This is a genomic window from Helicobacter pylori, assembly GCF_011140715.1.
GTDB classification, from domain to species: domain Bacteria; phylum Campylobacterota; class Campylobacteria; order Campylobacterales; family Helicobacteraceae; genus Helicobacter; species Helicobacter pylori_DA.
Map to the genome: position 1 here is coordinate 1 of NZ_SFZZ01000051.1, position 22,508 is coordinate 22,508.

Sequence of the window (22,508 nt, forward strand, 5' to 3'; positions counted from 1 at the left end):
TCACTAATCACTAATCACTAATCACTAATCACTAATCACTAATCACTAATCACTAATCACTAAAAAAGGGGATTGGTGGAATTTGAGCGAGCGGTAGGAATAAAATTAAAGGGATTGCATGGCATACAGACATGATGAAAAATTGACAAATTCAACAGAATATAAAAGGTGTGGTAGCGATTACGCCAAATACCCAAGAAGGATCGCTGAAGAACTGCAGTGTTATGGGGGCAATAGTTTCATGAATTTTTTAGAAACGAAGGGGTCTTATACAAAGAGATTTTGTGCGATGCGTGCGATCATTTAGATATTAATTACAATGAAAGATCTGCAACCTCTTTGATTGAGCAAAACATGCTTTCTAAACTTTTGAAAGATAGTTTAGAAAAAATGAATGGGAGAGAGATTAAAGAACTCTGCGATGGATTGGGCATGACAAATATTGATAAAATGATTGGTTAAAACAAACAAGTCCTAATCGCATCTGTTTTAACGCTGTTTAAAGCGGGTGGCTCTCATTCTTATGCGTTGGCTGTATCTGTTGCAGATGCAATGGTAAGACAAACTCTAGGGCATGGTTTATCGTCTGTGGTGGGTAAAGTAGCACTTAAAAAAACTTTGGGTATTTTAGCTGGCCCTATTGGTTGGGTCATTATAGGTGCGTTAGTGAGTGTCAATCTTGCTGGGCCGGCTTATAGGGTAACCGTGCCGGCATGCGTTTTAGTTGCCACCTTACGCAAAAAATTAAAAGCAGAACAAGAAGCAGAACAAACAAGACTGAAAGCGGAACAAGCAAAACAGAAAGCGCAACAAGAAGCGGATAAAACTGAGAAAATGTGGTATCTAGTTATCATCTCTATCGTTCTTATCGGTCTAGCCGTTTTGGCTGTTTTTTACATGAAAGGGAAACGCCAATCAAGCAATAACCCAAAAAGCGGCGTTGAAAAACTTAAAAACCCTAGCCACAAGAATTAAAGAATGGCAACAACCGCTCTAAAACACAAAACCACTCCAAGCACAAAAACAACAAGGGAGCAGAAGATTAAAGAGCGTTAAAGAGAGTAAAATCCCCTTTTAGCGTTTGAGAGAATTGACCGTCTGGAGCATGGCATCAGCGGTTTGAATGCTTTTAGAGTTGGCTTCATAAGCCCTTTGAGCGGTGATTAGATCCGTCATTTCTTCTACCAGTCTCACATTGCTCAATTCCAAAAAGCCTTGCCTTAACTTGCCTAATCCTTGAGAATCCGGATTGCCCACAATCGCCTCGCCGCTAGCGTTGGTGATTGAAAACAAATTGTCCCCCATAGAGTGAAGCCCCGCCGGGTTGACAAAATTAGCCAAAGTGATTTGCCCAATCACGTTAGAAGTCGTTTGCAAGCCTTGAGTCACGCTCACTGTGCCATCCACACCGATGTTTACTTGCGTGGTGTCTTCGGGCAAAGTGATTTGAGGGATGAGAAGATAGCCCTCGCTCGTTACAAGATTGCCCTGCTCGTCTAGCTTGAAATTCCCGCTTCTTGTGTAAGCGGTGGTGCCATCAGGAAGCTGGACTTGAAAAAAGCCTTTACCCGTAATGGCAATATCTAAATTGTTTTCCGTTTCTTTAGGGCTGCCTTGCGAAAACATTTTAGTGATCGCACTAGGGCGCACGCCTAAGCCCACTTCCATGCCATCTGGCGATAAAGTCGTGTTGCTTGTGTTAGTGCCAGCGTATTGCATCGCTTGGTAAAACAAGTCATTAAAATCCGCACGAGATTTTTTAAACCCGGTGGTATTGACATTGGCGATATTGTTTGAAGTGGTATCAATGTGCGTTTGTTGGGCGAGCATCCCTGAAGTGGCACTATAGAGAGAGCGGAGCATTTTTTCCCTTTTTAAACTAAAACTTAACAACCTGGAATTATAACAAAAATAAGATTAAATTTGATTAAAAACGCTCTTTTAATAAAAAATTTAAACCCATTCAAGCAAGAAATCCCAAGTATCTTTGGCGTTTGAAATGAATGCATTAGCATTTTTAAATGCTATAAAAACCTTGTTAATAGAATTAACTCTGCTCTTCTCAGTGTCTTGTAATTATGCTTTTTACAAGTAAATACACCAAAATTCAGCTTAAGCTTAAAATAAGGAATTTATAAAAATTCTATTTTATGCTTAATATTTTAATTTTAATGGGACTAGACTAAATAATATATTTTACATGATACAATTCAAAACATGTGCTCCTTAATAGATGTTTGAAACCATTAACCACAAACCTAATGGCTTGAAAGAATAATGCATGCTAAGAAACACACTAAAATCTAAACAAGAAAGGAGTAAGCATGAAGCTGATCATAATCATGACAAGTTAATGGTGCTCGTAACACCACTACACCAAATACAGATCATTAAGAGTTACCAGCTCTTTAAGGATTTTTTAAACCCTTTTTGTGATGAAACTATAATGCAATAATCATTAAATTTAACTTAAATGATAGCGGTTTTGTATAAAATTGTAGATTTAATCCGTATTTAATCTAATAATCTGCCCATAATAAAACAATTCTCGTCAAGCGTTTCAAGGCTTTTTGCTTACTCGTTAAATTCAGTTTTAATACACTTTTATTCAAATTTAATCTCTCAAATACAGATAAAAGATTGATAAATTTTAGGGCGTTTTATCATGCGCTTTCTTTTTGTATCCATTCACTCAAAAGCCTTTTTTAACAGCGTTCTTGGCGAAATGCTGGCGTTTTCTAAAGGGACAAAGCGCTTTTTTTGATAAGCCTCTAGGCTTGATCGCCCTATCATGGCGGCATTGTCGCTGCAAAATTCTAAAGGGACTAAAACAAGCTCGCAATCAAACTCAACACACAAATCTTCAAACGCCTTTCTTAAGGCTAGATTTTGGCTCGCTCCCCCCACAATACCAAAAATTTTAGGGCGTTTGATTTTAAAATAGCGTTTAGTTTGCTGGATTAAATGCTCAATAGCTGCGCTTTGAAAATGATAGCCAATCTTTTGTTTGATCGCTTCATTCAAATTGGGGGCGTTTTTTTCAACCTCCAAACGCACCGCATTTTTTAAACCTGAAAAACTAAAAGCCAGATTCGGGCTGTTTTTTAAAGGGATAGGGAACATTAAAGGCTCGTTTGGATGTGCGTAATCAAGGGCTAATTTTTCCACTATGGGGCCTCCTGGATAGCCTAAATCAAGCATTTTGGAAACCTTATCAAAACTCTCCCCAAAGCTATCGTCCAAACTCGTGGCAACGATTTTAATGTCTTCATAATCTCTAGCCTCTAAAATCAAAGAATGTCCCCCAGAGACTAACAGTGCGCTTAAAGGCATGCAGGTTTGTTTTTCATTAATAAAGAGCGAATACACATGCCCTCTCAAATGATCTTCTAAAATCAAGGGCAAATTCAAAGACAAGCTCAAGGCTTTTGCCATCATCAAACCTTCTATTAAAGTAACGCTCAAACCTGGCTGATTCGTGATAGCGATGGCTTTGAGCTTGGAAAAATCCTTATTCAAGCTGATTTTAATGCGTTCTAATAAGAGCGGCAAATTCTCAGCATGCAAGCGCGACGCAAGCTCAGGCACAACGCCCCCATAAGAGCTGTGGTGCTTTTCTTGAGAGATTTTAAAATGAGCGATGAGCTTGGCGTCCTCTATTCTCGTAAGGGCTAAAGAGCTGTCATCGCAAGAACTTTCAATGCTTAAAATCATGTCTTTATCTTTGGGTAGTGTTTTTGCTTGAATTATACCTTGTTAGCAACACTCTAAAGCCTTTAAACCAAAACTAAAAAGTGGATTTACAAAAATACCAATGACAAAAATACCAATGATTATAGAAAGCTAGAATTAAACATTGAGCATGAAGAATAAAGAGATGAAATCTAAAATTAAAGCTTTGAATAAAATAAGCCCCCTTTTTAGAAAAAGCCTTTAAGCCAAATATTTAATCGCATTCAAATAGCTTTTGTTGTTCGCTTTGTCTTGATAAGCAATGTCAAACGCCGTGCCGTGGTCAGTGGAGGTGCGTAAAATGGGGGCGTTCAAACTCACATTGATGCTTTCATCAAAATAGAGCGCTTTTAAAGGGGCTAGTCCCACATCATGGCTCATGCTCACATAAAAGGGGGTTATTTTGCGTTTATTGGGGGCAAAAGCGCTATCAGCCGGTATTGGCCCCAAAAAGCATTCAAAGCCCAGCGTTTGGTTGCCCTCTTGAATGGCTTTTAAAATCTTTTCATCTTCTCCCCCAAACAATCCCTCTTCGCCCGCATGGGGGTTAAAGCCACACACTTGAACGATTTTAGCTTGAGTGCTTTTTTGAAACGCTAATAAAAACTTAACTAACGCTTTCACTTGAATGAGCTGAGAAACCGCGCTTAAAGGCACATGGTCGCTAAATAGCCCCACAAAGAGTTTTGAACACCCAAGCATCATAATAATTTGATGATCTTTATAGCGTTGTTTCAAAAAATCGGTATGCCCCACAAAAGGGATCTGAGCTTGTTGCCATGCGAGTTTGTTGATAGGCAAAGTGCAAATGCCATCCACTTCTTTACTATCCGCTAACTCGCAAGCCTTTTTAAAACTCTCAAAGCTATACGCCCCGCTTTGAGCGCTGACTTTGCCTATCGTGCTAGAGTTTAATAAGGGTAAGGGGGAATGGATAGCGATCGCATTAAGCGTTTTAGTTTCATAAGCGTTATCAAGCAATTGATTGGCCCGCTCTAAAAGTTCGCCATGAACGAGATACAACGGCTCACAAAGTGCGTTCACTTCCTTATGGCTTTTTAAGATCAATTCTAAGCCCACGCCTTGAATGTCCCCACAGCTGATCGCGATTTTCTTTTTAGCCATTTTATCGCTTGATGAGTTGCGCCATTTCTAAAATCGCTTTTTCTAAACCCACTAAAACCGCTTTTGAAATCACGCTATGCCCGATATTAAGCTCTCTTAAAGAGGGGATTTTTAGCAATTCTTTCACGTTAGAATAATTCAACCCATGCCCAGCACACACCACAATACCCATAAAAAACGCTTCTTTGCTCATTCTTCTTAATTGCAAAAAGGCGTTATGCAATTCTTCTTTCAATTCTTTGGGGCATTTGTCTTTGAGCGCGCTAATGGCATGGATTTGATTGTTAGCGTTAGAATATAAAGCGTTGTGCAAATTCGCATACACCCCAGTGTGGAACTCCACTTGTTTGACTTGATGCTCCTTTGCAAAATGCAGAGCGTCTTTTAAAGGATCAACAAACAAAGACACTTCAATGCCTTTATTGTGATACGCTCTAATAACTTCCCCCAAACCCTTTAATGAACAATCCAACCCTCCCTCTGTCGTAACCTCATTTCTGTTTTCAGGCACGATGGTAACCTTACTTGGCTTATTTTTTAAAGAGCATAAAAAATCAGTGATTTCAGCATTAATAGAGCATTCAATGTTGATAGGCAAGGGGCTAATTTCAAGCAGTCTCAAAACGTCTTCATTTTGAATGTGCCGTTTGTCTTCCCTCAAATGGATGGTGATTAAATCCACTTTATGGGTGTTTTTAGCGATAAACAGAGCCTCTAAAATCTCAGGCTCATAAGTCTTTCTCACTTCCCTTAAAGTAACAATGTGATCAATATTCAATCCAAAACGCATGACTATCCTTTATTTTATAATAATGATTTTTGGAATTGTAACATAAAACCCCTCCTTATGCTTATAAGATTTTGTCATCAAGCTATCTTTTAAAAATGCTATAATACCCAAAACAAAATGTCAATTAAATCCAATAAAAGTGTTGTGGGTGCTATATTTTTTAACCAGTTTATTTATTTGCTCTTTGGTTGTTTTGTGGTCTAAAAAATCCATGCTCTTTGTGGATAACGCCAATAAAATACAAGGCTTTCATCATGCGAGAACCCCACGAGCTGGGGGGCTTGGAATCTTTCTTTCTTTTGCGTTGGCTTGTTATCTTGAACCTTTTGAGATGCCTTTTAAGGGGCCTTTTGTTTTCTTAGGGCTATCGCTAGTGTTTTTGAGCGGTTTTTTAGAAGATATTAACCTTTCATTAAGCCCCAAAATACGCCTTATTTTGCAAGCTGTAGGGGTCGTTTGCATCATCTCATCAACGCCTTTAGTGGTGAGCGATTTTTCGCCCCTTTTTAGCTTGCCTTATTTTATCGCTTTTTTATTCGCTATTTTTATGCTGGTGGGTATCAGTAACGCCATTAATATTATTGACGGGTTTAACGGGCTTGCGTCCGGGATTTGCGCGATCGTGCTTTTAGTCATTCATTATATAGACCCTAGCAGTTTGTCTTGTTTGCTCGCTTACATGGTGCTTGGGTTTATGGTGTTAAATTTCCCTTCAGGAAAGATTTTTTTAGGCGATGGAGGGGCGTATTTTTTGGGCTTGGTGTGCGGGATTTCCCTTTTGGATTTGAGTTTGGAGCAAAAAATCAGCGTGTTTTTTGGGCTCAATTTAATGCTTTATCCAGTCATAGAGGTGCTTTTTAGCATCCTTAGGCGCAAAATAAAACGCCAGAAAGCCACCATGCCGGATAATTTGCATTTGCACACCCTTTTATTTAAATTCTTGCAACAACGCTCTTTCAATTACCCCAACCCTTTATGCGCGTTTATCCTTATTCTGTGCAACCTGCCTTTTATTTTAATCAGCGTCTTATTCCGCTTAAATTCTTACGCGCTCATTGTGATTAGCCTAGTCTTTATCGCATGCTATTTAATAGGCTATGCTTATTTGAATAGGCAAGTTTGCGCTTTAGAAAAGCGAGCGTTTTAATGAAAAAGCTCAAAGGTCTTTTTTTGATCCTGCTCTTATGGTTCTATCCTTTAAGGAGTGAGCCGATCAATGAGGGGGCATACATTTTAGAAGAGATTGGCGATGTGCTTAGGTTTTTGCCTATTTTTGTAGGCACGGTCAGTTTGGCGATGCGCGATTATAGAGGTTTAGGGGAATTAGCGGTCGGCACATTGGTTACTCAAGGCGTGATTTATGGCCTTAAAGGAGCTTTTAGCAACGCCCATAAAGATGGGGCTAGAGTGGAATTTGCTAAACGCCCATGTTGTAATTCTTGGAGAGGCATGCCAAGCGGGCATGCTGGGGGGGTGTTTAGCGCGGCTGGGTTTGTGTATTACCGCTATGGGTGGAAGCCGGCTCTTCCTGTGATCGCTCTTGCAATCCTCACTGATGCCAGCAGAGTGGTGGCAAGACAACACACGATCTTGCAAGTTACGATCGGCAGCCTTATCGCATGGGGGTTTGCCTATTTGTTCACTTCACGCTACAAACCTAAGCAATGGATGCTCTATCCTGAAATCTCTAGCGATTTTAAGGGCAGTAGCCGCTATGGGGTGAGCTTTTCTTATCAATGGTAAAGGGATAAAATGCTAAAAAAGTTATTGCTCATTTCACTATTTTTAGGGTTTTTAAGAGCAGAGGGCGAACATTATGAAATCATCGCTGAACTTTCCAAGGCTTTTTTGAAAGCCAAAGAGGTTTTGACTGCGATCAATAAAACCTATAAAACCTGTATTGAAACCGGGCATGATCGCACCCAAATGCGTATTCAAAACGATTTTTTAGAGAATTTGTCTCAAACAGAGCAACAATTTGATGATTATTTTGAAAAGGATTTTAAAAGCGTAGGGGTTTTAAAAACCTTGCTTAAAGACATCCGATCGTTAGAAAAAACTTCCAACAAACTCGCATGCGTTGCCCCAAAAAACGCTCAAAATTTTGAAATTTTAGAGGGAGCGATAACCCAAATCATAGGATTAGAAGAGCAGATGAATCAATTTATCAATGGCGCAAAATAAAGCCCATTTTTGCATGAGGATTTAATGGAATATTTGATCGCAAAAAGCTTTAATCCAGTGTTGAGCGATAACCTTTAAAAGCGTTTTTAAAGAGTCGAATTCCGCCATGAACAAAGCTTAGAAATCCCGTTTAAAAAACAAAGAGTTAAAGTTGGCTTTGAATGTTCGCATTTGATGAAAACCAAATCCCTAATACTTATGCTTTCTTAGGCGTTTCACCACATAATCCCCTGTGCTTTGAATGATTTGCACTAAAACAATAATCACGACCACCGCATAAAAAAGCACATCGCCCCTATAACTTTGATAGCCAATCCTAATGGCTAAATCCCCCAAGCCCCCAGCCCCTAACGCTCCCGCCATAGCCGAATAGCCTATTAAAGAAATTAAGGTGATGGTGATATTGTTCACTAAAGAGGGCAGGCTCTCTAAAAGCATCATTTTAACGACTTCCAAATGAGACGCTCCCAAACTTAAAGTGGTTTCAATCTTGCCATGCTCTACTTCCATTAAAGAATTTTCAAAAAGCTTTGCGACAAAAGGAATGGCTGAAATGGCTAGCGGGATAATGCTCGCGCTAGAGCCAATGCTTGTGCCAATCAAAAAGCGCGATAAAGGCAAGAGCAAAATAATGAGAATGATAAAAGGGAAAGAGCGAGTCATGTTGATAGAAGTGTCTAAAATCTTATGCAAAAGGGGTTTGTTTAACAAATGCCCTTTTTTACTCACTAACAATAAAACCCCTAAAGGCAAGCCAAAAACAACCGCCAAAAAGCTCGCCACAAACACCATATAAAGCGTTTCTAGCGTGGCTTGAATGAGCATTTGAGAAATCATTTTAATCCTTTAATTTTTCCACTTGTAAGCCTAAAGCGTTTAAATACTCTAAAGCCCTTTGTATCTCTGCAACATTGCCTAAAAACCGCACCACTAAATACCCTATATCTTTAGTCGTAAGCTCTTCAATGTTGCCTGAAATGATGCTCACGTCTATTTTAAAACGCCTGATCAAATTAGAAATGATCGGCTCGTCTAAATGCTCCCCTAAAAACACGATGCGATAAATGTCTTGCGATTTTTGATCCCCATGCTCGTTTTTGATGCCAAGCAGTTCTTTAGTGACGGCATGTTTAGGGTTAGCAAAAATTTCTTCCACCGAGCCTCTTTCCACAATTTCGCCGCTGCTGATCACACACATTTGATTGCACAATTCTTTAACCACTTCAATTTCATGCGTGATGAAAACGATACTCAAATCAAACTTTTTTTGAATGCCGCTTAAAAGCGTTAAAATAGAATGCGTGGTTTTAGAATCCAGCGCGGATGTGGCTTCATCGCAAAGCAATAAATCAGGGCAATTCGCTAAACTCCTAGCGATCGCCACTCGTTGTTTTTGCCCACCGCTGAGCTGTTTAGGATAAAAATGCATTTTATCTTCTAGCCCCACCAATTCCAACAATTCATGCACCCTTGATTTAATCTTAGTTTTTTCCCATCGGGCGATTTCTAAAGCGAAAGCGACATTTTCAAACACATTTTTAGCGCTCAATAAATTGAAATGCTGGAAAATCATGCCTATTTTTTGGCGCGCTTTTTGCAATTCTTTAGGCTTTAAGTTTAATAGATTGACCCCATTGACTAAAACTTCGCCAGAACTAGGGCGCTCTAAACAATTGATTAAGCGAATGAGCGTGGATTTCCCCGCCCCTGAATAGCCTATCACGCCTAAAATATCGCCTTTTTTCAATTCCAAATTCACGCCTTTTAGAGCATGAAACCCATTTTCATAAATCTTTTCAATGTTTTTTAATTCTACTACCATCGTTTTAACTTTACATCCCGATCACTTGGACATTTGCGCGTTATTTTCCACGCTATTGAGCCATAAAAACACTTGCACCACGCTTTCATACAATTCTTCAGGTATCGTGCAATCTAATTCCACCTTTAAAAGCGAATCCACCAGCATGGGGTTAGAAAAGAGCGCTATATCGTATTCCTTTGCTTTTTGAATGATCCTTTTAGCCACTTCGCCCACCCCGCTTGCGATCACTTTTGGGGCATGATCTTGCCCCATGTTATAGGCTAGAGCGGCGGCTTTTATGGTTTTATTCATCTAATACCCTAAAGTCAAAGAATCCGCATCATTCCAAGAGAATTTTTTTTCAAACCCTTTTGTTTTTTTCAAAATAGACGCAACACTACGGACTAACATGTCCGTTTCAATATTCACGCGCCGTTTGAGTTTATAAGTCTTAAAAAGGGTGTTTTTTAAAGTGTAAGGGATAATCGTTAGCCAAAACCCCTTTTCTTCTACCTTGCTTAAAGTCAAACTCACCCCATCAATGGCGATAGAGCCTTGCTCAACGCACAATAAAAGCGTTTCTTTAGAAGCGCTGATGAAAAAATCCACTTGATTAGCGTTGTGAATGATTTTTTCAATGACCCCGATAGCGTCAATATGCCCTTGCACAAAATGCCCGTCTAAACTCGCATCAGCTTTTAAAGCTGGCTCAATATGGACTAAATCCTTGTAATTTTCTAACGCTACGCTGTTTTGGGTTTTTTGGCTCAATTCCACGCTAAAATGCGTTTTTGAACTTTCTATGGCGGTCAAACATGCCCCATTAATCGCAATGCTATCGCCAAGCTTGGGATTGAGATCGCTCTCTACGCTTAAAATATTGTTGTGGAAACTTTTCACTTTAGCTATTTGATGGATTAGACCGCTGAACATCGTTAATGATTATTTTCCTTATGTTAAAATGCTTAAATATTGTAACATATTAAATAAAACCATTAGGATAAAAGCATGTTTATTGATACGCATTGCCATTTGGATCACAGGGATTATGAAAACGATTTAGAAGAAGTGTTAAAAGAAAGCCTGGAAAAAGGCGTTACTCAATGCGTGATTCCGGGCGCGGACATGAAGGATTTGAAGAGAGCGGTAGGAATTAGCGAAAAATTTGAAGGCGTGTTTTTTGCTATAGGCACTCACCCTTATGATGTGGAGAGCTTTGATGAAAGCCTGTTTGAAAAATTTGTCAGCCATCAAAAGTGCGTAGCGATAGGCGAATGCGGACTGGATTACTACCGCTTGCCTGAATTGAATGAGAGAGAGAGTTATAAAAGCAAACAAAAAGAAATTTTTACCAAACAGATTGAATTTTCTATCCAACACAACAAACCCTTGATTATCCACATCAGAGAGGCGAGTTTTGATAGTTTGAATCTTTTAAAAAGCTATCCTAAGGCTTTTGGGGTGTTGCACTGCTTTAACGCTGATAGCATGCTTTTAGAATTGAGCGATCGTTTTTACTATGGTATAGGAGGGGTTAGCACTTTTAAAAACGCTAAAAGACTGGTAGAGATCCTCCCTAAAATCCCTAAAAACAGGCTTCTTTTAGAAACGGATTCGCCTTATTTGACCCCACACCCTTTTAGAGGCACCAGGAATAGCCCCACTTATATCCCTTTAATCGCTCAAAAAATTGCCGAAATCATCAACATAGAGACTGAAGAGCTCGCTTCTTTAAGCACGCATAACGCTCAAACGCTCTTTAGTTTCCCCTAAAATAAGGCTGTGTTAGAAAGCGTTATTCAAGTTTAGCTATAATCAAAGCTATTTTAAAAGCTGGATAGCTGTAGTTATTAGGATGCGATGTCAAAAAGAATGAAGTGTTTTAGTCAAAAATGGTTGGTTTTTTTTGTTACCCTTTTATTGGCTTCTTTAGGCCATGCGAAAATGGCTTTTGAATCCAATATTGACACCAAAGCGTTAGAGGCCTTTGGGGTTAATGCGAGCTTTTTATCCCAAATGCCCAACGCTTTAAAGAAAATGAATAAAGAAGAAGAATGGAAAAAGTTAGTCAAAAGATTTGACGTGAATTACCAATTCATCCCCATCATTAAAAACATGCTCATAGAAGCGAGCGTGCCACAAGAATTTTTGTTTTTAGCCATGGCCGAGTCTAAGTTTTCATCAAGGGCTTATAGTAGGAAAAAAGCGGTAGGGATTTGGCAGTTCATGCCAAGCACGGCTAAAGAATTAGGGCTTAAGGTCAATCATTACATTGATGAAAGAAGAGATCCCATTAAAAGCACTCAAGCGGCGATCACTTATTTGAAACGGCTCTACAAGCAAACCGGAGAGTGGTATTTGGTCGCTATGGCGTATAATTACGGCTTACGCAAGGTTCAAAACGCTATTAAAGCCGCCGGCACTTCAGACATTAAGATTTTGCTGGATGAAGATAAGAAATACCTCCCTAAAGAAACACGAGAGTATATCCGCTCCATTCTAAGCCTGGCGTTGAAATTCAACAGCCTAGACAACCTCAAAGATAAAGAATATCTGCTCAATCGTGGGGCGAGAGTGAGTTTGGTGGGCGTCCCGTTTAAAAGGCACACTTCTTTAATCCAAGTGGCCAAAAATTTAAACTTGAGTTTAGAAACCTTAAAATCCTACAACCACCAATTCCGCTATAACATTCTGCCCTCTAAAGACCCCACCTACACCATTTATATCCCTTATGAAAAACTCGCCCTTTTCAAACAACGCCAACTCAAACAAAATAAAAACATTCAAGCCAGTCCTAAAAGCCCTTTCATCACCCATGTGGTCTTGCCTAAAGAAACCTTATCTTCTATCGCTAAACGCTATCAAGTCAGTATTTCCAGTATCCAATTAGCCAATAACCTCAAAGATTCTAATATTTTTATCCACCAGCGCTTGATCATTCCTACCAATAAGAAATTGATCGCTACAAGGGAATTTTAATGGGTTTGGCGTTAAAAAAAGTTTGTTTTTTAGGCGTTATTTTTTTGATTAGCGCTTGTGCGGTTAAAAAAGAGGGAATAAAGAATTTGTCTTACAAGCATGAAAGCTTGCGCGCTTATGAAAACGCTAAAGACTATGACCCAACAACCAAAAAAGCCACCTATAAACGCAATTTTTTTGAACGCCATTTCAAACACCACACCGATTCGCAAGGTAACAATACAAAACAACCCCTAGATAACGGCATGCGCGATTCTAGCGCGATCCAAAGAGCCACCATGCGCCCTTATCAAGTGGGAGGCAAGTGGTATTACCCCACTAAAGTGGATTTAGGCGAGAAATTTGATGGCATTGCGAGCTGGTATGGCCCTAACTTCCATGCCAAAAAAACCAGTAATGGGGAAATCTATAACATGTATGCCCACACCGCCGCGCACAAGACTTTACCCATGAACACCGTGGTGAAAGTCATTAACGTTGATAACAATTCAAGCACCATCGTGCGCATCAACGATAGAGGGCCTTTTGTGAGCGATCGCATCATTGATTTGTCTAATGCGGCCGCTAGGGATATTGATATGGTTCAAAAAGGCACCGCTAGCGTGCGCCTCATTGTTTTGGGTTTTGGTGGGGTTATCTCCAAACAATACGAACAATCCTTTAACGCCAACTATTCAAAGATCTTACACAAAGAATTTAAAGTCGGCGAGAGCGAAAAAAGCGTGAGCGGAGGGAAATTTTCTTTGCAAATGGGGGCTTTTAGAAACCAAATAGGCGCTCAAACTCTAGCGGATAAATTGCAAGCAGAGAATAAGAATTACAGCGTTAAGGTTGCTTTTAAAGACGATTTGTATAAAGTTTTAGTTCAAGGGTTTCAAAGCGAAGAAGAGGCTAGGGATTTTATGAAAAAATACAACCAGAATGCGGTTTTAACGAGAGAATGATTAAGTTATTGCTTTTAGATGTGGATGGCACGCTCACGGACGGGGCGTTGTATTTTGATGAAAATTTTCACGAAATCAAGGCTTTTAATGTCAAAGACGGGCTTGGCATGACGCTATGGCAAAAATTAGGCAAAAAAATCGCTATCATTACAGGAAGAACTTCAATCATGGTGAAAAGACGCATGGAGAGCTTGGGCGTTCAGTTTGTTTTTATGGGCGTTGAAAATAAAAACGCCGTTATAGAGCGGCTCAAAAAAGACTTGCAATTGAGCGCGCAAGAAATCGCATGCGTGGGCGATGATTATAACGATTTAGGCATGTTTAAGGCATGTGCTTTGAGTTTTGCTCCTTTTGATGCACACCCCTTGCTTAAAAGCAAGGCCTATAAGGTGTTGCAAAATTCAGGGGGCAAGGGGGCTGTTAGGGAAGCGATTGATTATCTCTTAGAATTGGAAGGCTTGCAAGATGAAGCGCTCAAGCTTTACCTCTAATAGCGTTTTAAACTTCTTTGTGGTTTTGTCTTTCATCACGATAGGGCTAGTGTTTTTCTTTTTGCGTTCCCAACCCACTAGCGTTATCTCTAAAGAAAATATCCCTAAAATTGAATTAGAAAATTTTAAAGCGTTTCAAATCAACGATAAGATCCTTGATCTGTCCATAGAGGGCAAAAAAGCTTTACAATACGATGATCACGAGATCTTTTTTGATTCCAAAATCAAGCGCTATGATGAAGACACGATAGAAAGCGTTGAATCCCCTAAAGCCAAACGGCAGCAGGATTTGTATTTCTTCCCTAATGGGGTAACTTATAAAAGAAGCGATGATTCCAGTTTTTGGAGTGAAACAGGGATTTATAACCATAAGGAGCAAAATTTTAAAGGCAAGGGCCGTTTCATTCTCACTTCAAAGGACAGCAAGGTTGAAGGGCTTGACATTTCTTATTCGCATGCATTAGCTATTATTGAAGCTCAAAGCATTCAAGCGTATTTATTCTTAGATGAAATCAAACAAAGCCAGAAAGAAAAGAAAAAATTCCCCACTTTCAAAGGAGGGTTTTAATGCGTTGGTGGTGTTTTTTGGTGTGTTGTTTTGGTATTTTAAGCGTGATGGACGCTCAAAAAACAGACAATAAAGGTTTGAAAAAAGAAAGAGAGCTTTTAGAGATTACCGGCAACCAATTTGTAGCGAACGACAAAACCAAAACCGCCGTTATTCAAGGCAATGTGCAGATCAAAAAAGGTAAAGACCGGTTGTTTGCGGATAAAGTGAGCGTGTTTTTAAACGATAAACGAAAGCCAGAGCGCTATGAAGCCACAGGGAACACGCACTTTAATATTTTTACAGAGGATAATCGTGAAATCAGCGGGAGCGCTGACAAGCTCATTTATAACGCGCTGAATGGGGAATACAAATTATTGCAAAATGCGGTGGTTAGAGAAGTGGGGAAATCCAATGTCATCACCGGCGATGAAATCATTTTAAACAAAACCAAGGGTTATGCTGACGTGTTGGGGAGCGCGAAGCGGCCCGCTAAGTTTGTGTTTGATATGGAAGATATTAATGAAGAAAATCGTAAGGCTAAATTGAAGAAGAAAGGCGAAAAACCATGATCGCCATTAAAGACGCTCATTTTCTCACTTCTTCAAGCCAGCTTTTTCAATGCCCTGCGAGCTTGACTTCTGAAATGGTCATTTTAGGGCGCAGCAATGTAGGCAAAAGCTCGTTTATTAATACCTTGTTAGGGAAAAATCTCGCCAAAAGCTCAGCGACGCCTGGAAAAACCCGTTTAGCGAATTTTTTTTCCACCACTTGGGAAGATAAAGAAAACGCTTTAATAACAACCTTTAATGTGATTGATTTGCCCGGGTTTGGCTACGCTAAAGTTTCTAAAAGCTTGAAAAAAGAATGGGAGGGGTTTTTATGGGAATTGTTGAGCGTTAGGGTTTCTATCAAACTTTTTATCCATTTAGTGGATGCGCGCCATTTGGATTTAGAAATTGACAAAAACGCTAAAGAAAGCATTCAAGCCCTTTTAAGGCCCGATCAAGCCTACCTCTCTCTTTTTACGAAATTTGACAAGTTGAATAAAAATGAGCAACACCGCCTTTTTTTAAACGCTCCTAAACCTTTTTTAATCAATACCACCCATTTTAACGCCCTTTCTTCAAAATACCCAACCCTTGAAATAGTGCGCCAAACCCTACTAAAACACTTGCTCACTAACCCTTTATAAGCCGCAAAAACCATGCTCTCTTTAAAACAAGATTCCTTTTTTTTCTTATGCTTAGGGATCTTGGGGTTTTATTTTTATAGCCTTTTAAGAGACTTAATGCCTTTTTTGCCCCCGATGATTGGGTTTTTATTCTTGTTTTATGCGAAAAAATACGATCATTTTCTGCCAAGCCTGAGCGTGTTTGGTTGTTTGTTTTGGTTTGAAAGCATGCATTTAAAGACTTTAGGCGTTTTAGCCTTGCTGTTTTTAATCTACCACCAAATCGTCTATAAAAACTCTTTAAAGCTTTTTAATGACGGCTTTTTATTCAAAACTTTGCATGTCTTTTTGGTTTATTATCTCTATTTATCGCGCTTTTTTTCGGTGTCTTTGGATTTGAAGACGATCGGTTTTCTCGCTCTTTTTGTGCTCATAGAGAGCGTTTTGTGGGGTTTGTATGAAAAATCTTCGCTATAAGCTTTTACTCTTTGTTTTTATAGGGTTTTGGGGGTTGTTGGTTTTAAATTTATTTATTCTAAGCGTTAAAAATCAAGAATACTATGAAAAACTGGCCGAACGCAACATGACCAAAAAGGAATTTCTAGTCCCTACAAGGGGCGATATTACAGACAGAAATGATGAGTTTTTAGCCACTAACGAATTGATGTTTGGCGTGTTTTTGCCTAGCGGATTGAAACAAAAAGAGCTTTTAGAAAAAATTGAAATGATCCAAAAGTTTTTCCCTAATTTTTCCAAAGAAACGCTTTTAAACAATTACCAAAAAGAAAATTCGCTTTATAACCACAACCTCATTAAAGTAGTGGGTCTCATTCCTTATGCCACCATGCAACCTCTTTATACCAAACTCATCCAAACTCAAGGCATTTTTGTGCTGCCTTTAGACAAACGCTACTACCCTAATAACGCTTTAGCTTCGCATGTTTTAGGTTATGTGGGGGTGGCAAGCTTGCAAGATTTAAAAGACGATGAAGAGAATCAATACAGCCAGATTGTAGGCAAAACCGGCATTGAAAAAGAATACAACAAACTTTTACAAGGCAAGGTGGGTTATAAAATCGTGCATGTCAATGCGCTCAATCAGGAATTAGCCACCTTAGAGGTCGTGCCACCAAGCACCAATAACCACTTGCAATTGAGTTTAGACAAACGCTTGCAAAAAGAAGCGGACAAGCTCTTTGAAAATAAAAGGGGGGCTATTTTAGTGATGAACGCAGAAAATGGGGAATTGCTCGTTGCAGGGAGTTACCCTGAATACAATTTGAACGATTTTGTAGGCGGGATCAGTCAAGACAAATGGCAAAAACTTCAAGATGATATTTATAACCCCCTACTAAACCGCTTCGCTAACGCCTTGTATCCGCCGGGATCTGTGGTTAAAATGGGCGTGGGCTTGAGCTTTTTAGAAAACCTTAATATCACAGAAAACACCACTATCCCCACCCCGCCTTTTATTGAAGTGGGTAAGCGCAAATTCAGAGACTGGAAAAAAACAGGGCATGGCAATTCTAATTTGTATAAAGCCATTAGGGAGTCTGTGGATGTGTATTTTTATAAATTTGGGCTTGAAATCTCTATAGAAAAACTCTCTAAAACCTTAAGGGAAGTGGGCTTTGGGGAAAAAACGGGCGTTGATTTGCCGAATGAATTTGTGGGGATTGTGCCGGATAATTTGTGGAAACTCAAACGCTTCAATCAAGACTGGCGCGTTGGGGACACGCTCATTACCGCTATTGGGCAAGGCTCTTTTTTAGCCACGCCTTTACAAGTGCTAGCCTATACGGGACTCATTGCGACAGGCAAACTGGCAACGCCTCATTTTGCTATCCATAACCAACAGCCGCTCAAAGATCCCCTGAATAGCTTTCAAAAAAAGAAACTCCAAGCCTTGAGAGTGGGCATGTATGAAGTGTGCAACCATAAAGACGGCACGGCTTATCATTCCACAAGAGGTTCTAAGGTTACTTTAGCATGTAAAACCGGCACCGCGCAAGTCGTAGAAATCGCTCAAAACATCGTCAACCGCATGAAAGAAAAGGATATGGAATATTTCCATCGATCCCATGCATGGATTACCGCATTTTTGCCCTATGAAAAACCCAAATACGCTATCACTATTTTAGTAGAACATGGGGAGGGAGGGTCAAAACTGGGGGGGTTGTTAGTGAAAATGAGCAACAAACTCTATGAGCTTGGCTATCTTTAATAAACCCCAAATTTTTTCAAAAACGCATTAACCCAAACGCTAAAGACAATCAGCCAACTTGTTTCCAACTCATTCCACCGCTCTATAACCCAGTCTAACGGGTGGTTTAAAACTGGTCTTTATTAAAGAACATTCTAAAAGCGTAACTTTAATTGGATTTAGGCTTGCTGTATTTTTGGCTTTATTCTAATCAAATGTTGATAACTAAAGTCTTATTTAATGTTTTTTAAAAAATGGTTTTTAGTTAATCGCTTCATTGTTTTAGATTTGATCATTATTTTCTTAAAGGATAAGGAGAGAGGTTATTTTGCGCTATTCCCCCCCTTAAGAAATAACGCTTTTTAAGAAATTGTTGCTTGATTAACGCAAGCTCTTTTCGTTTTATTTTAAAAATACTCTTAGCGTTTTTAATACTCAATAAGAAAAGAGCTTTTGATTAGCGCCTAAAGCCCCCATTCATCTTAAAGACGAATGTTATTCAAATGGCTTAAAAAGCCGGGATAATCGCCCCCTTATAGGTATCCAAAATAAATTTCCTGGTCTTTTCACTTTGTAAGGCTTCAATCAGCGCTTTTATGGCTTCATCTTGCGCGTTATCCTCACGAGAGGCTACAAGATTGGCATAAGGCGAGTCCTTATCTTCTGAAAATAACGCACCGGTGAGTTTTGCTTGCAAAGCATAATTCCCTGTTATGATAGCCCCATCCACATCCCCTAAAACCTTAGGCAATAACGCGGCTTCTAAAGGCTTGATTTTGATGTTGTAAGGATTTTTGACAATATCAAACTCCGTAGCGTATAGATTGCTTGGGTCTTTGAGAGCGATAAGGCCTTGCTTATGCAGTAAAATCAACGCCCTGCCTTGATTGGCCGGATCATTTGGTACAGCAATCACTGAGCCTTTTTTAAGGTTTTTAATGTCTGTGATTTTTTGAGAATAGAATCTTAAAGGCTCCACATGGATATTGGCCAAACCAACAAGGTGCATTTTTCTGTCCAAATTAAATCTGTCCAAATAAGGGCGGTGCTGGAAGTAATTCGCGTCTAAAGAGCCGTCATTGAGCGCCAAATTGGGCAACACATAATCGGTAAAAGACACGATCACTAATTTGATCCCTTTCTCCTTCAAATCGTCCACGACTGATTGCAAGATTTGTGCATGCGGCACAGGGTTAGCGCCCACTTTAAGCTCACGAGTGATTTTGTGGTTTTCTTTTTTTTCTTTGTGGTGTTTGGCGTCTAAAAGGTTAAACAAACCTAAAGCAATTACCCCCACACTAATAACACGCTTGAATGCATTCATAAAAACCCCTTTATTAAAAAAATTAATTCAAAAATGATAAAAAGATAAAACGATACGAAAATTTTAGAAACTGGCAAAGAATAAAAAGAAAAGGATTCAACCAAGAAAAACGAAGTTTCTCTTGATCAAACAGCGAATCAAACCATTAAAGGTTAATGGAATTTTCTTTAAGATATTCTGCAACGCCTTGATGAGTCGCTTTCATGCCTTTATCGCCTTTTCTCCAACCTGCTGGGCATACTTCGCCATGTTCTTCAAAGTGCAAGAGAGCGTCTACCATGCGAAGCATTTCATCAGCATTCCTACCCAATGGCAAGTCATTGATCACTGCGTGTCTTATTTTCATGTTTTTGTCAATCAAAAAAGCACCTCTCAAAGCGATCGCTTCTTCAAACAGCACATCATAGTCTCTAGAAATGCTCTTAGTAATATCAGCCACCATAGGGAAAGACACTTGACCAATACCGCCTTTTTCCACAGGGGTGTTTTTCCATGCGAAATGCACTTGTTCGCTGTCAATAGACACGCCAATCACATTAAAGCCTTTTTCTTGGAAGTCTTTCACTCTTTTGTCAAACGCAATGATTTCTGTAGGGCATACAAAAGTAAAATCTTTTGGCCAAAAGAAAAGGATCGCACCGCTTCTACCTAAATTTTTAGAAAGCTCAAAGCACTCATCAACCTCATTGTTTCCTAAAACGGCAGGTGCTTTAAAATCGGGGGCAAGTTTTGTAACTAACATATACAACTCCTTAAGTGTTTTAAAATTTTGTTGGATCAAAATTAAACCTAAAACAGATTTAATTTATTATGCTTTCCACTCAACCAGCGGAAACATAGTGGATTATAATCTTAAAAAGTTAATTGAAAAAATATTTTCTTTAATATTTTAGGATTTTGTGAAAAATAGTTTCATTTTTACTGCTTGTATTTCCTTAATGGTGTTATAATCGCTTCATAAATCATACAAAAAGGATCGTTATGTTAGTTACTCGCTTTAAAAAAGCTTTAATCTCTTATTCTTTAGGCGCGCTCATTGTTTCATCTTTATTAGGCGTGGCTAACGCTTCAGCACAAGAAGTTAAAGTCAAGGATTATTTCGGGGATCAAGCCATCAAGCTTCCTGTTTCTAAAATAATCTACTTGGGTAGCTTTGCAGAAGTGCCTGCCATGTTCCATACTTGGGATAGGGTTGTAGGCGTTTCGGATTACGCTTTTAAATCTGATATTGTTAAAGCCACTCTCAAAGATCCTAAACGCATTAAATCCATGAGCAGTGATCATGTGGCGGCGTTGAATGTGGAATTATTAAAAAAGCTTAGCCCTGATCTTGTGGTAACCTTTGTGGGTAACCCTAAAGCGGTAGAGCATGCGAAAAAATTTGGTATATTATTTCTTTCTTTCCAAGAAAAAACCATTGCAGAAGTCATGGAAGATATTGACGCTCAAGCTAAAGCCTTAGAAATTGACGCTTCTAAAAAACTCGCCAAAATGCAAGAAACTTTGGATTTTATCAAAGAGCGTTTGAAAAATGTCAAAAAGAAAAAGGGAGTGGAGCTTTTCCATAAAGCCAATAAAATCAGCGGTCATCAAGCCCTCGATTCAGATATTTTAGAAAAAGGGGGTATAGACAATTTTGGCTTGAAATATGTTAAATTTGGGCGCGCTGACATTAGCGTGGAAAAGATTGTTAAAGAAAACCCTGAAATCATTTTCATTTGGTGGATAAGCCCGCTTAGCCCTGAAGACGTGTTAAACAACCCCAAATTTGCTACTATTAAAGCCATTAAAAACAAGCAAGTTTATAAACTCCCCACGATGGATATTGGCGGTCCTAGAGCCCCGCTCATTAGTCTTTTTATCGCTTTAAAAGCCCACCCTGAAGCGTTTAAGGGCGTGGATATTAATGCGATAGTCAAAGACTATTATAAGGTGGTTTTTGATTTGAATGATGCAGAAGTTGAGCCCTTTTTATGGCATTAATTTTTAAAAAAGGCTGATATTTTTTAGCCTTTCGTGTATCGTGCTAGGCTTAGAACAAGCCCTATAGCGATGCAATTCGCTAAAAGCGAACTCCCTCCATAGCTCAGAAACGGCACCGCTAGGCCCTTAACCGGAAAAATCCCACCCACCCCAAAGGCGTTGATCACCAAAGAAAACCCTATTAGCAGCACCACGCCCACGCAAAATAGCGAATATTTTGGCTCTTTCAAGCGGTTAGCGATCCTAAAAATCAAAACAATCAAAACAGAAAACAAAATAAAACAAACGCATAACCCCAAAAACCCCCATTCTTCGGCGATCCCAGCTAAGACCATGTCCGTATGCACTTCGCTCAAAAACCCAAGCTTGATTTGCCCTAGCCCAAGCCCTTGCCCTAATAACCCCCCATTATGCATGGCATTGCCTGCATGAAAGACTTGATAGGATTCGGGCAAGTCGCTTATTCTAAGAGCGTTCGCTAATTTGTCCGGCAAGAGCGTGAAAAGCGAATTTTGTAAATTAGACCACCATAATTTTAGGCGTAAAATCCTATGTTCGCTTGTAACAATCGCTAAAACGCTAATCGCAAACGCCCCTGAAACAATCAAGCCAAATAAATGCGCGCTCCCCCCAGAAAAAACCAATAACACCGCTAAAACCGCCCCCAAAAGAACAATCTGCCCCAAATCGTTTTGCAAAATCCCCACCCCAATCGCTAAGGCCACAAACACAAACGAATAAGGCACAAAAGTGATCAGCTCTTCTTTGACATTAGCCTTTTCTTTTGCCACAAAGGTGCGGGACAAACTCCACGCAAGAAAAAAGGTGAAACCAATCTTTAAAAACTCCAAAGGCGCTAGAGAGAAAAACCCCAAACGGATCCAACGCTTCGCCCCCCCTGCGCTGCTAGAAAGGCTTTCTGGCAAAAAAAACATGCCAATAATGAGTAATGATGGGACAAAAAGGAGAAAAAACCCCAAACGGCTAAACCACTTGCTAGGATCAACCCTAGACAACCCCCACATGATAATAATGCCCATGATCGCGCTCACAAGCTGTCGTATAAAAAAATGGAATTCCCCATAATGATACAGCACCACTGTGGTGTAAGTTGAGAGCGAATAGCTCATCAATACCCCTAAAAAAATCAACAGCGAAGCGCAAAAAAACAGGTTTCTGTCTGTAGTCATTAGGATTTCCTTAATATTTTGGTTTTTTGAATAGGTGT

General features: G+C 39.5%; 24 protein-coding genes and 1 pseudogene. 14 read left to right on the plus strand and 11 right to left on the minus strand.

Features of this window, described 5'->3' with window-relative positions; translation table 11 throughout:
- Window positions 1-127 precede the first annotated feature (127 nt).
- Window positions 128-975 (plus strand): annotated as a pseudogene (locus tag EWZ81_RS04600) (YaaW family protein); the annotation flags it as partial.
- 99 nt (window positions 976-1,074) lie between these two features.
- Here the strand turns inward: EWZ81_RS04600 and flgG are convergent.
- The 4 genes from flgG to pdxJ form a co-directional block, all read right to left on the minus strand.
- Window positions 1,075-1,863 carry a flagellar basal-body rod protein FlgG gene (gene flgG, locus EWZ81_RS04605; protein ID WP_096424433.1) on the minus strand — a complete coding sequence of 263 codons (789 nt, stop codon included), beginning with the start codon at window positions 1,861-1,863 and terminating at the stop codon, window positions 1,075-1,077.
- Between the two features lie 825 nt (window positions 1,864-2,688).
- Entirely contained in the window at window positions 2,689-3,714 is a 1,026-nt protein-coding gene (tsaD, locus tag EWZ81_RS04610; protein ID WP_165549168.1) for a tRNA (adenosine(37)-N6)-threonylcarbamoyltransferase complex transferase subunit TsaD, read from the minus strand.
- Window positions 3,715-3,933: 219 nt separating this feature from the next.
- The gene (gene pdxA / locus EWZ81_RS04615; RefSeq protein ID WP_165549169.1) at window positions 3,934-4,857 is read right to left on the minus strand and encodes a 4-hydroxythreonine-4-phosphate dehydrogenase; all 924 of its coding nucleotides are present in this window, start codon (window positions 4,855-4,857) and stop codon (window positions 3,934-3,936) included.
- Window position 4,858: 1 nt separating this feature from the next.
- Window positions 4,859-5,647: a pyridoxine 5'-phosphate synthase gene (gene pdxJ, locus EWZ81_RS04620; protein ID WP_001210886.1), complete on the minus strand. Its 789-nt coding sequence runs from the start codon at window positions 5,645-5,647 to the stop codon at window positions 4,859-4,861.
- 139 nt (window positions 5,648-5,786) lie between these two features.
- Between pdxJ and wecA the strand changes: the two genes are divergently transcribed.
- The 3 genes from wecA to EWZ81_RS04635 are packed head-to-tail and all read left to right on the plus strand — an operon-like array spanning window position 5,787 to window position 7,831.
- The gene (gene wecA / locus EWZ81_RS04625; protein WP_165549170.1) at window positions 5,787-6,794 is read left to right on the plus strand and encodes an undecaprenylphosphate N-acetylglucosaminyl transferase WecA; all 1,008 of its coding nucleotides are present in this window, start codon (window positions 5,787-5,789) and stop codon (window positions 6,792-6,794) included.
- Window positions 6,794-7,390 carry a lipid A 4'-phosphatase gene (gene lpxF / locus EWZ81_RS04630; protein ID WP_165549171.1) on the plus strand — a complete coding sequence of 199 codons (597 nt, stop codon included), beginning with the start codon at window positions 6,794-6,796 and terminating at the stop codon, window positions 7,388-7,390. The genes wecA and lpxF overlap by 1 nt, the downstream gene beginning before the upstream one ends.
- Window positions 7,391-7,399: 9 nt before the next feature.
- The gene (locus EWZ81_RS04635; protein ID WP_165549172.1) at window positions 7,400-7,831 is read left to right on the plus strand and encodes a hypothetical protein; all 432 of its coding nucleotides are present in this window, start codon (window positions 7,400-7,402) and stop codon (window positions 7,829-7,831) included.
- 189 nt (window positions 7,832-8,020) lie between these two features.
- Here the strand turns inward: EWZ81_RS04635 and metI are convergent, their stop codons facing one another.
- The 4 genes from metI to ribE are packed head-to-tail and all read right to left on the minus strand — an operon-like array spanning window position 8,021 to window position 10,568.
- Entirely contained in the window at window positions 8,021-8,668 is a 648-nt protein-coding gene (gene metI / locus EWZ81_RS04640; RefSeq protein WP_000625465.1) for a methionine ABC transporter permease MetI, read from the minus strand.
- 1 nt (window position 8,669) lies between these two features.
- On the minus strand, window positions 8,670-9,653 hold the full coding sequence (locus EWZ81_RS04645; RefSeq protein ID WP_165549173.1) for a methionine ABC transporter ATP-binding protein: 984 nt from the start codon (window positions 9,651-9,653) through the stop codon (window positions 8,670-8,672).
- A gap of 21 nt (window positions 9,654-9,674) precedes the next feature.
- On the minus strand, window positions 9,675-9,947 hold the full coding sequence (locus EWZ81_RS04650; RefSeq protein ID WP_001044054.1) for a FlhB-like flagellar biosynthesis protein: 273 nt from the start codon (window positions 9,945-9,947) through the stop codon (window positions 9,675-9,677).
- Window positions 9,948-10,568 (minus strand): riboflavin synthase, encoded by a 621-nt coding sequence (ribE, locus tag EWZ81_RS04655; protein ID WP_165549174.1) that lies wholly within the window; start codon window positions 10,566-10,568, stop codon window positions 9,948-9,950. It lies immediately after the preceding gene.
- 75 nt (window positions 10,569-10,643) lie between these two features.
- Between ribE and EWZ81_RS04660 the strand changes: the two genes are divergently transcribed.
- The 9 genes from EWZ81_RS04660 (at window position 10,644) to mrdA (ending at window position 17,994) form a co-directional block, all read left to right on the plus strand.
- Entirely contained in the window at window positions 10,644-11,408 is a 765-nt protein-coding gene (locus EWZ81_RS04660) for a TatD family hydrolase (RefSeq protein WP_165549175.1), read from the plus strand.
- An 87-nt stretch (window positions 11,409-11,495) separates the two neighbouring features.
- Complete coding sequence (locus EWZ81_RS04665; protein WP_000044474.1) at window positions 11,496-12,614, plus strand: lytic transglycosylase domain-containing protein; 1,119 nt, start codon at window positions 11,496-11,498, stop codon at window positions 12,612-12,614.
- A complete protein-coding gene (locus EWZ81_RS04670) occupies window positions 12,614-13,558 on the plus strand; it encodes a septal ring lytic transglycosylase RlpA family protein (protein WP_165549176.1) in 945 nt (314 codons plus the stop codon). The genes EWZ81_RS04665 and EWZ81_RS04670 overlap by 1 nt, the downstream gene beginning before the upstream one ends.
- The gene (locus tag EWZ81_RS04675) at window positions 13,555-14,049 is read left to right on the plus strand and encodes a KdsC family phosphatase (RefSeq protein WP_078284924.1); all 495 of its coding nucleotides are present in this window, start codon (window positions 13,555-13,557) and stop codon (window positions 14,047-14,049) included. The genes EWZ81_RS04670 and EWZ81_RS04675 overlap by 4 nt, the downstream gene beginning before the upstream one ends.
- On the plus strand, window positions 14,024-14,617 hold the full coding sequence (locus EWZ81_RS04680; protein WP_097562882.1) for a hypothetical protein: 594 nt from the start codon (window positions 14,024-14,026) through the stop codon (window positions 14,615-14,617). The genes EWZ81_RS04675 and EWZ81_RS04680 overlap by 26 nt, the downstream gene beginning before the upstream one ends.
- Window positions 14,617-15,168, plus strand: a complete 552-nt coding sequence (gene lptA / locus EWZ81_RS04685; protein WP_001267774.1) for a lipopolysaccharide transport periplasmic protein LptA — start codon at window positions 14,617-14,619, stop codon at window positions 15,166-15,168. Before EWZ81_RS04680 ends, lptA begins: the two co-directional genes overlap by 1 nt.
- Complete coding sequence (gene yihA / locus EWZ81_RS04690; protein ID WP_165549177.1) at window positions 15,165-15,791, plus strand: ribosome biogenesis GTP-binding protein YihA/YsxC; 627 nt, start codon at window positions 15,165-15,167, stop codon at window positions 15,789-15,791. Before lptA ends, yihA begins: the two co-directional genes overlap by 4 nt.
- A 12-nt stretch (window positions 15,792-15,803) precedes the next feature.
- Entirely contained in the window at window positions 15,804-16,247 is a 444-nt protein-coding gene (locus EWZ81_RS04695) for a hypothetical protein (protein WP_165549178.1), read from the plus strand.
- The gene (gene mrdA, locus EWZ81_RS04700) at window positions 16,228-17,994 is read left to right on the plus strand and encodes a penicillin-binding protein 2 (RefSeq protein ID WP_165549179.1); all 1,767 of its coding nucleotides are present in this window, start codon (window positions 16,228-16,230) and stop codon (window positions 17,992-17,994) included. The genes EWZ81_RS04695 and mrdA overlap by 20 nt, the downstream gene beginning before the upstream one ends.
- Window positions 17,995-18,481: 487 nt before the next feature.
- On the opposite strand, the gene EWZ81_RS04705 is transcribed toward mrdA, so the two are convergent.
- Complete coding sequence (locus EWZ81_RS04705) at window positions 18,482-19,297, minus strand: MetQ/NlpA family ABC transporter substrate-binding protein (protein WP_165549180.1); 816 nt, start codon at window positions 19,295-19,297, stop codon at window positions 18,482-18,484.
- Window positions 19,298-19,442: 145 nt separating this feature from the next.
- Window positions 19,443-20,039: a peroxiredoxin gene (locus EWZ81_RS04710; protein WP_165549181.1), complete on the minus strand. Its 597-nt coding sequence runs from the start codon at window positions 20,037-20,039 to the stop codon at window positions 19,443-19,445.
- A 239-nt stretch (window positions 20,040-20,278) separates the two neighbouring features.
- Here EWZ81_RS04710 and EWZ81_RS04715 point away from each other — a divergent pair, with 239 nt between their 5' ends.
- Complete coding sequence (locus tag EWZ81_RS04715; protein WP_165549182.1) at window positions 20,279-21,280, plus strand: ABC transporter substrate-binding protein; 1,002 nt, start codon at window positions 20,279-20,281, stop codon at window positions 21,278-21,280.
- Window positions 21,281-21,303: 23 nt separating this feature from the next.
- Here the strand turns inward: EWZ81_RS04715 and EWZ81_RS04720 are convergent, their stop codons facing one another.
- Window positions 21,304-22,470 (minus strand): FtsW/RodA/SpoVE family cell cycle protein, encoded by a 1,167-nt coding sequence (locus EWZ81_RS04720; RefSeq protein WP_156533900.1) that lies wholly within the window; start codon window positions 22,468-22,470, stop codon window positions 21,304-21,306.
- Window positions 22,471-22,508 lie beyond the last annotated feature (38 nt).

Bases quoted from the DNA above. Each gene is read 5' to 3' on its own strand.
- EWZ81_RS04715 (WP_165549182.1), top strand. From the start codon at position 20,279: ATGTTAGTTACTCGCTTTAAAAAAGCTTTAATCTCTTATTCTTTAGGC.
- yihA (WP_165549177.1), top strand. From the start codon at position 15,165: ATGATCGCCATTAAAGACGCTCATTTTCTCACTTCTTCAAGCCAGCTT.
- lptA (WP_001267774.1), top strand. From the start codon at position 14,617: ATGCGTTGGTGGTGTTTTTTGGTGTGTTGTTTTGGTATTTTAAGCGTG.
- lpxF (WP_165549171.1), top strand. From the start codon at position 6,794: ATGAAAAAGCTCAAAGGTCTTTTTTTGATCCTGCTCTTATGGTTCTAT.
- EWZ81_RS04670 (WP_165549176.1), top strand. From the start codon at position 12,614: ATGGGTTTGGCGTTAAAAAAAGTTTGTTTTTTAGGCGTTATTTTTTTG.
- EWZ81_RS04635 (WP_165549172.1), top strand. From the start codon at position 7,400: ATGCTAAAAAAGTTATTGCTCATTTCACTATTTTTAGGGTTTTTAAGA.
- EWZ81_RS04680 (WP_097562882.1), top strand. From the start codon at position 14,024: ATGAAGCGCTCAAGCTTTACCTCTAATAGCGTTTTAAACTTCTTTGTG.
- mrdA (WP_165549179.1), top strand. From the start codon at position 16,228: ATGAAAAATCTTCGCTATAAGCTTTTACTCTTTGTTTTTATAGGGTTT.
- tsaD (WP_165549168.1), bottom strand. From the start codon at position 3,714: ATGATTTTAAGCATTGAAAGTTCTTGCGATGACAGCTCTTTAGCCCTT.
- EWZ81_RS04710 (WP_165549181.1), bottom strand. From the start codon at position 20,039: ATGTTAGTTACAAAACTTGCCCCCGATTTTAAAGCACCTGCCGTTTTA.
- pdxA (WP_165549169.1), bottom strand. From the start codon at position 4,857: ATGGCTAAAAAGAAAATCGCGATCAGCTGTGGGGACATTCAAGGCGTG.
- EWZ81_RS04695 (WP_165549178.1), top strand. From the start codon at position 15,804: ATGCTCTCTTTAAAACAAGATTCCTTTTTTTTCTTATGCTTAGGGATC.
- EWZ81_RS04665 (WP_000044474.1), top strand. From the start codon at position 11,496: ATGTCAAAAAGAATGAAGTGTTTTAGTCAAAAATGGTTGGTTTTTTTT.
- ribE (WP_165549174.1), bottom strand. From the start codon at position 10,568: ATGTTCAGCGGTCTAATCCATCAAATAGCTAAAGTGAAAAGTTTCCAC.
- EWZ81_RS04650 (WP_001044054.1), bottom strand. From the start codon at position 9,947: ATGAATAAAACCATAAAAGCCGCCGCTCTAGCCTATAACATGGGGCAA.
- pdxJ (WP_001210886.1), bottom strand. From the start codon at position 5,647: ATGCGTTTTGGATTGAATATTGATCACATTGTTACTTTAAGGGAAGTG.
- EWZ81_RS04675 (WP_078284924.1), top strand. From the start codon at position 13,555: ATGATTAAGTTATTGCTTTTAGATGTGGATGGCACGCTCACGGACGGG.
- flgG (WP_096424433.1), bottom strand. From the start codon at position 1,863: ATGCTCCGCTCTCTCTATAGTGCCACTTCAGGGATGCTCGCCCAACAA.
- EWZ81_RS04660 (WP_165549175.1), top strand. From the start codon at position 10,644: ATGTTTATTGATACGCATTGCCATTTGGATCACAGGGATTATGAAAAC.
- EWZ81_RS04645 (WP_165549173.1), bottom strand. From the start codon at position 9,653: ATGGTAGTAGAATTAAAAAACATTGAAAAGATTTATGAAAATGGGTTT.
- metI (WP_000625465.1), bottom strand. From the start codon at position 8,668: ATGATTTCTCAAATGCTCATTCAAGCCACGCTAGAAACGCTTTATATG.
- EWZ81_RS04720 (WP_156533900.1), bottom strand. From the start codon at position 22,470: ATGACTACAGACAGAAACCTGTTTTTTTGCGCTTCGCTGTTGATTTTT.
- EWZ81_RS04705 (WP_165549180.1), bottom strand. From the start codon at position 19,297: ATGAATGCATTCAAGCGTGTTATTAGTGTGGGGGTAATTGCTTTAGGT.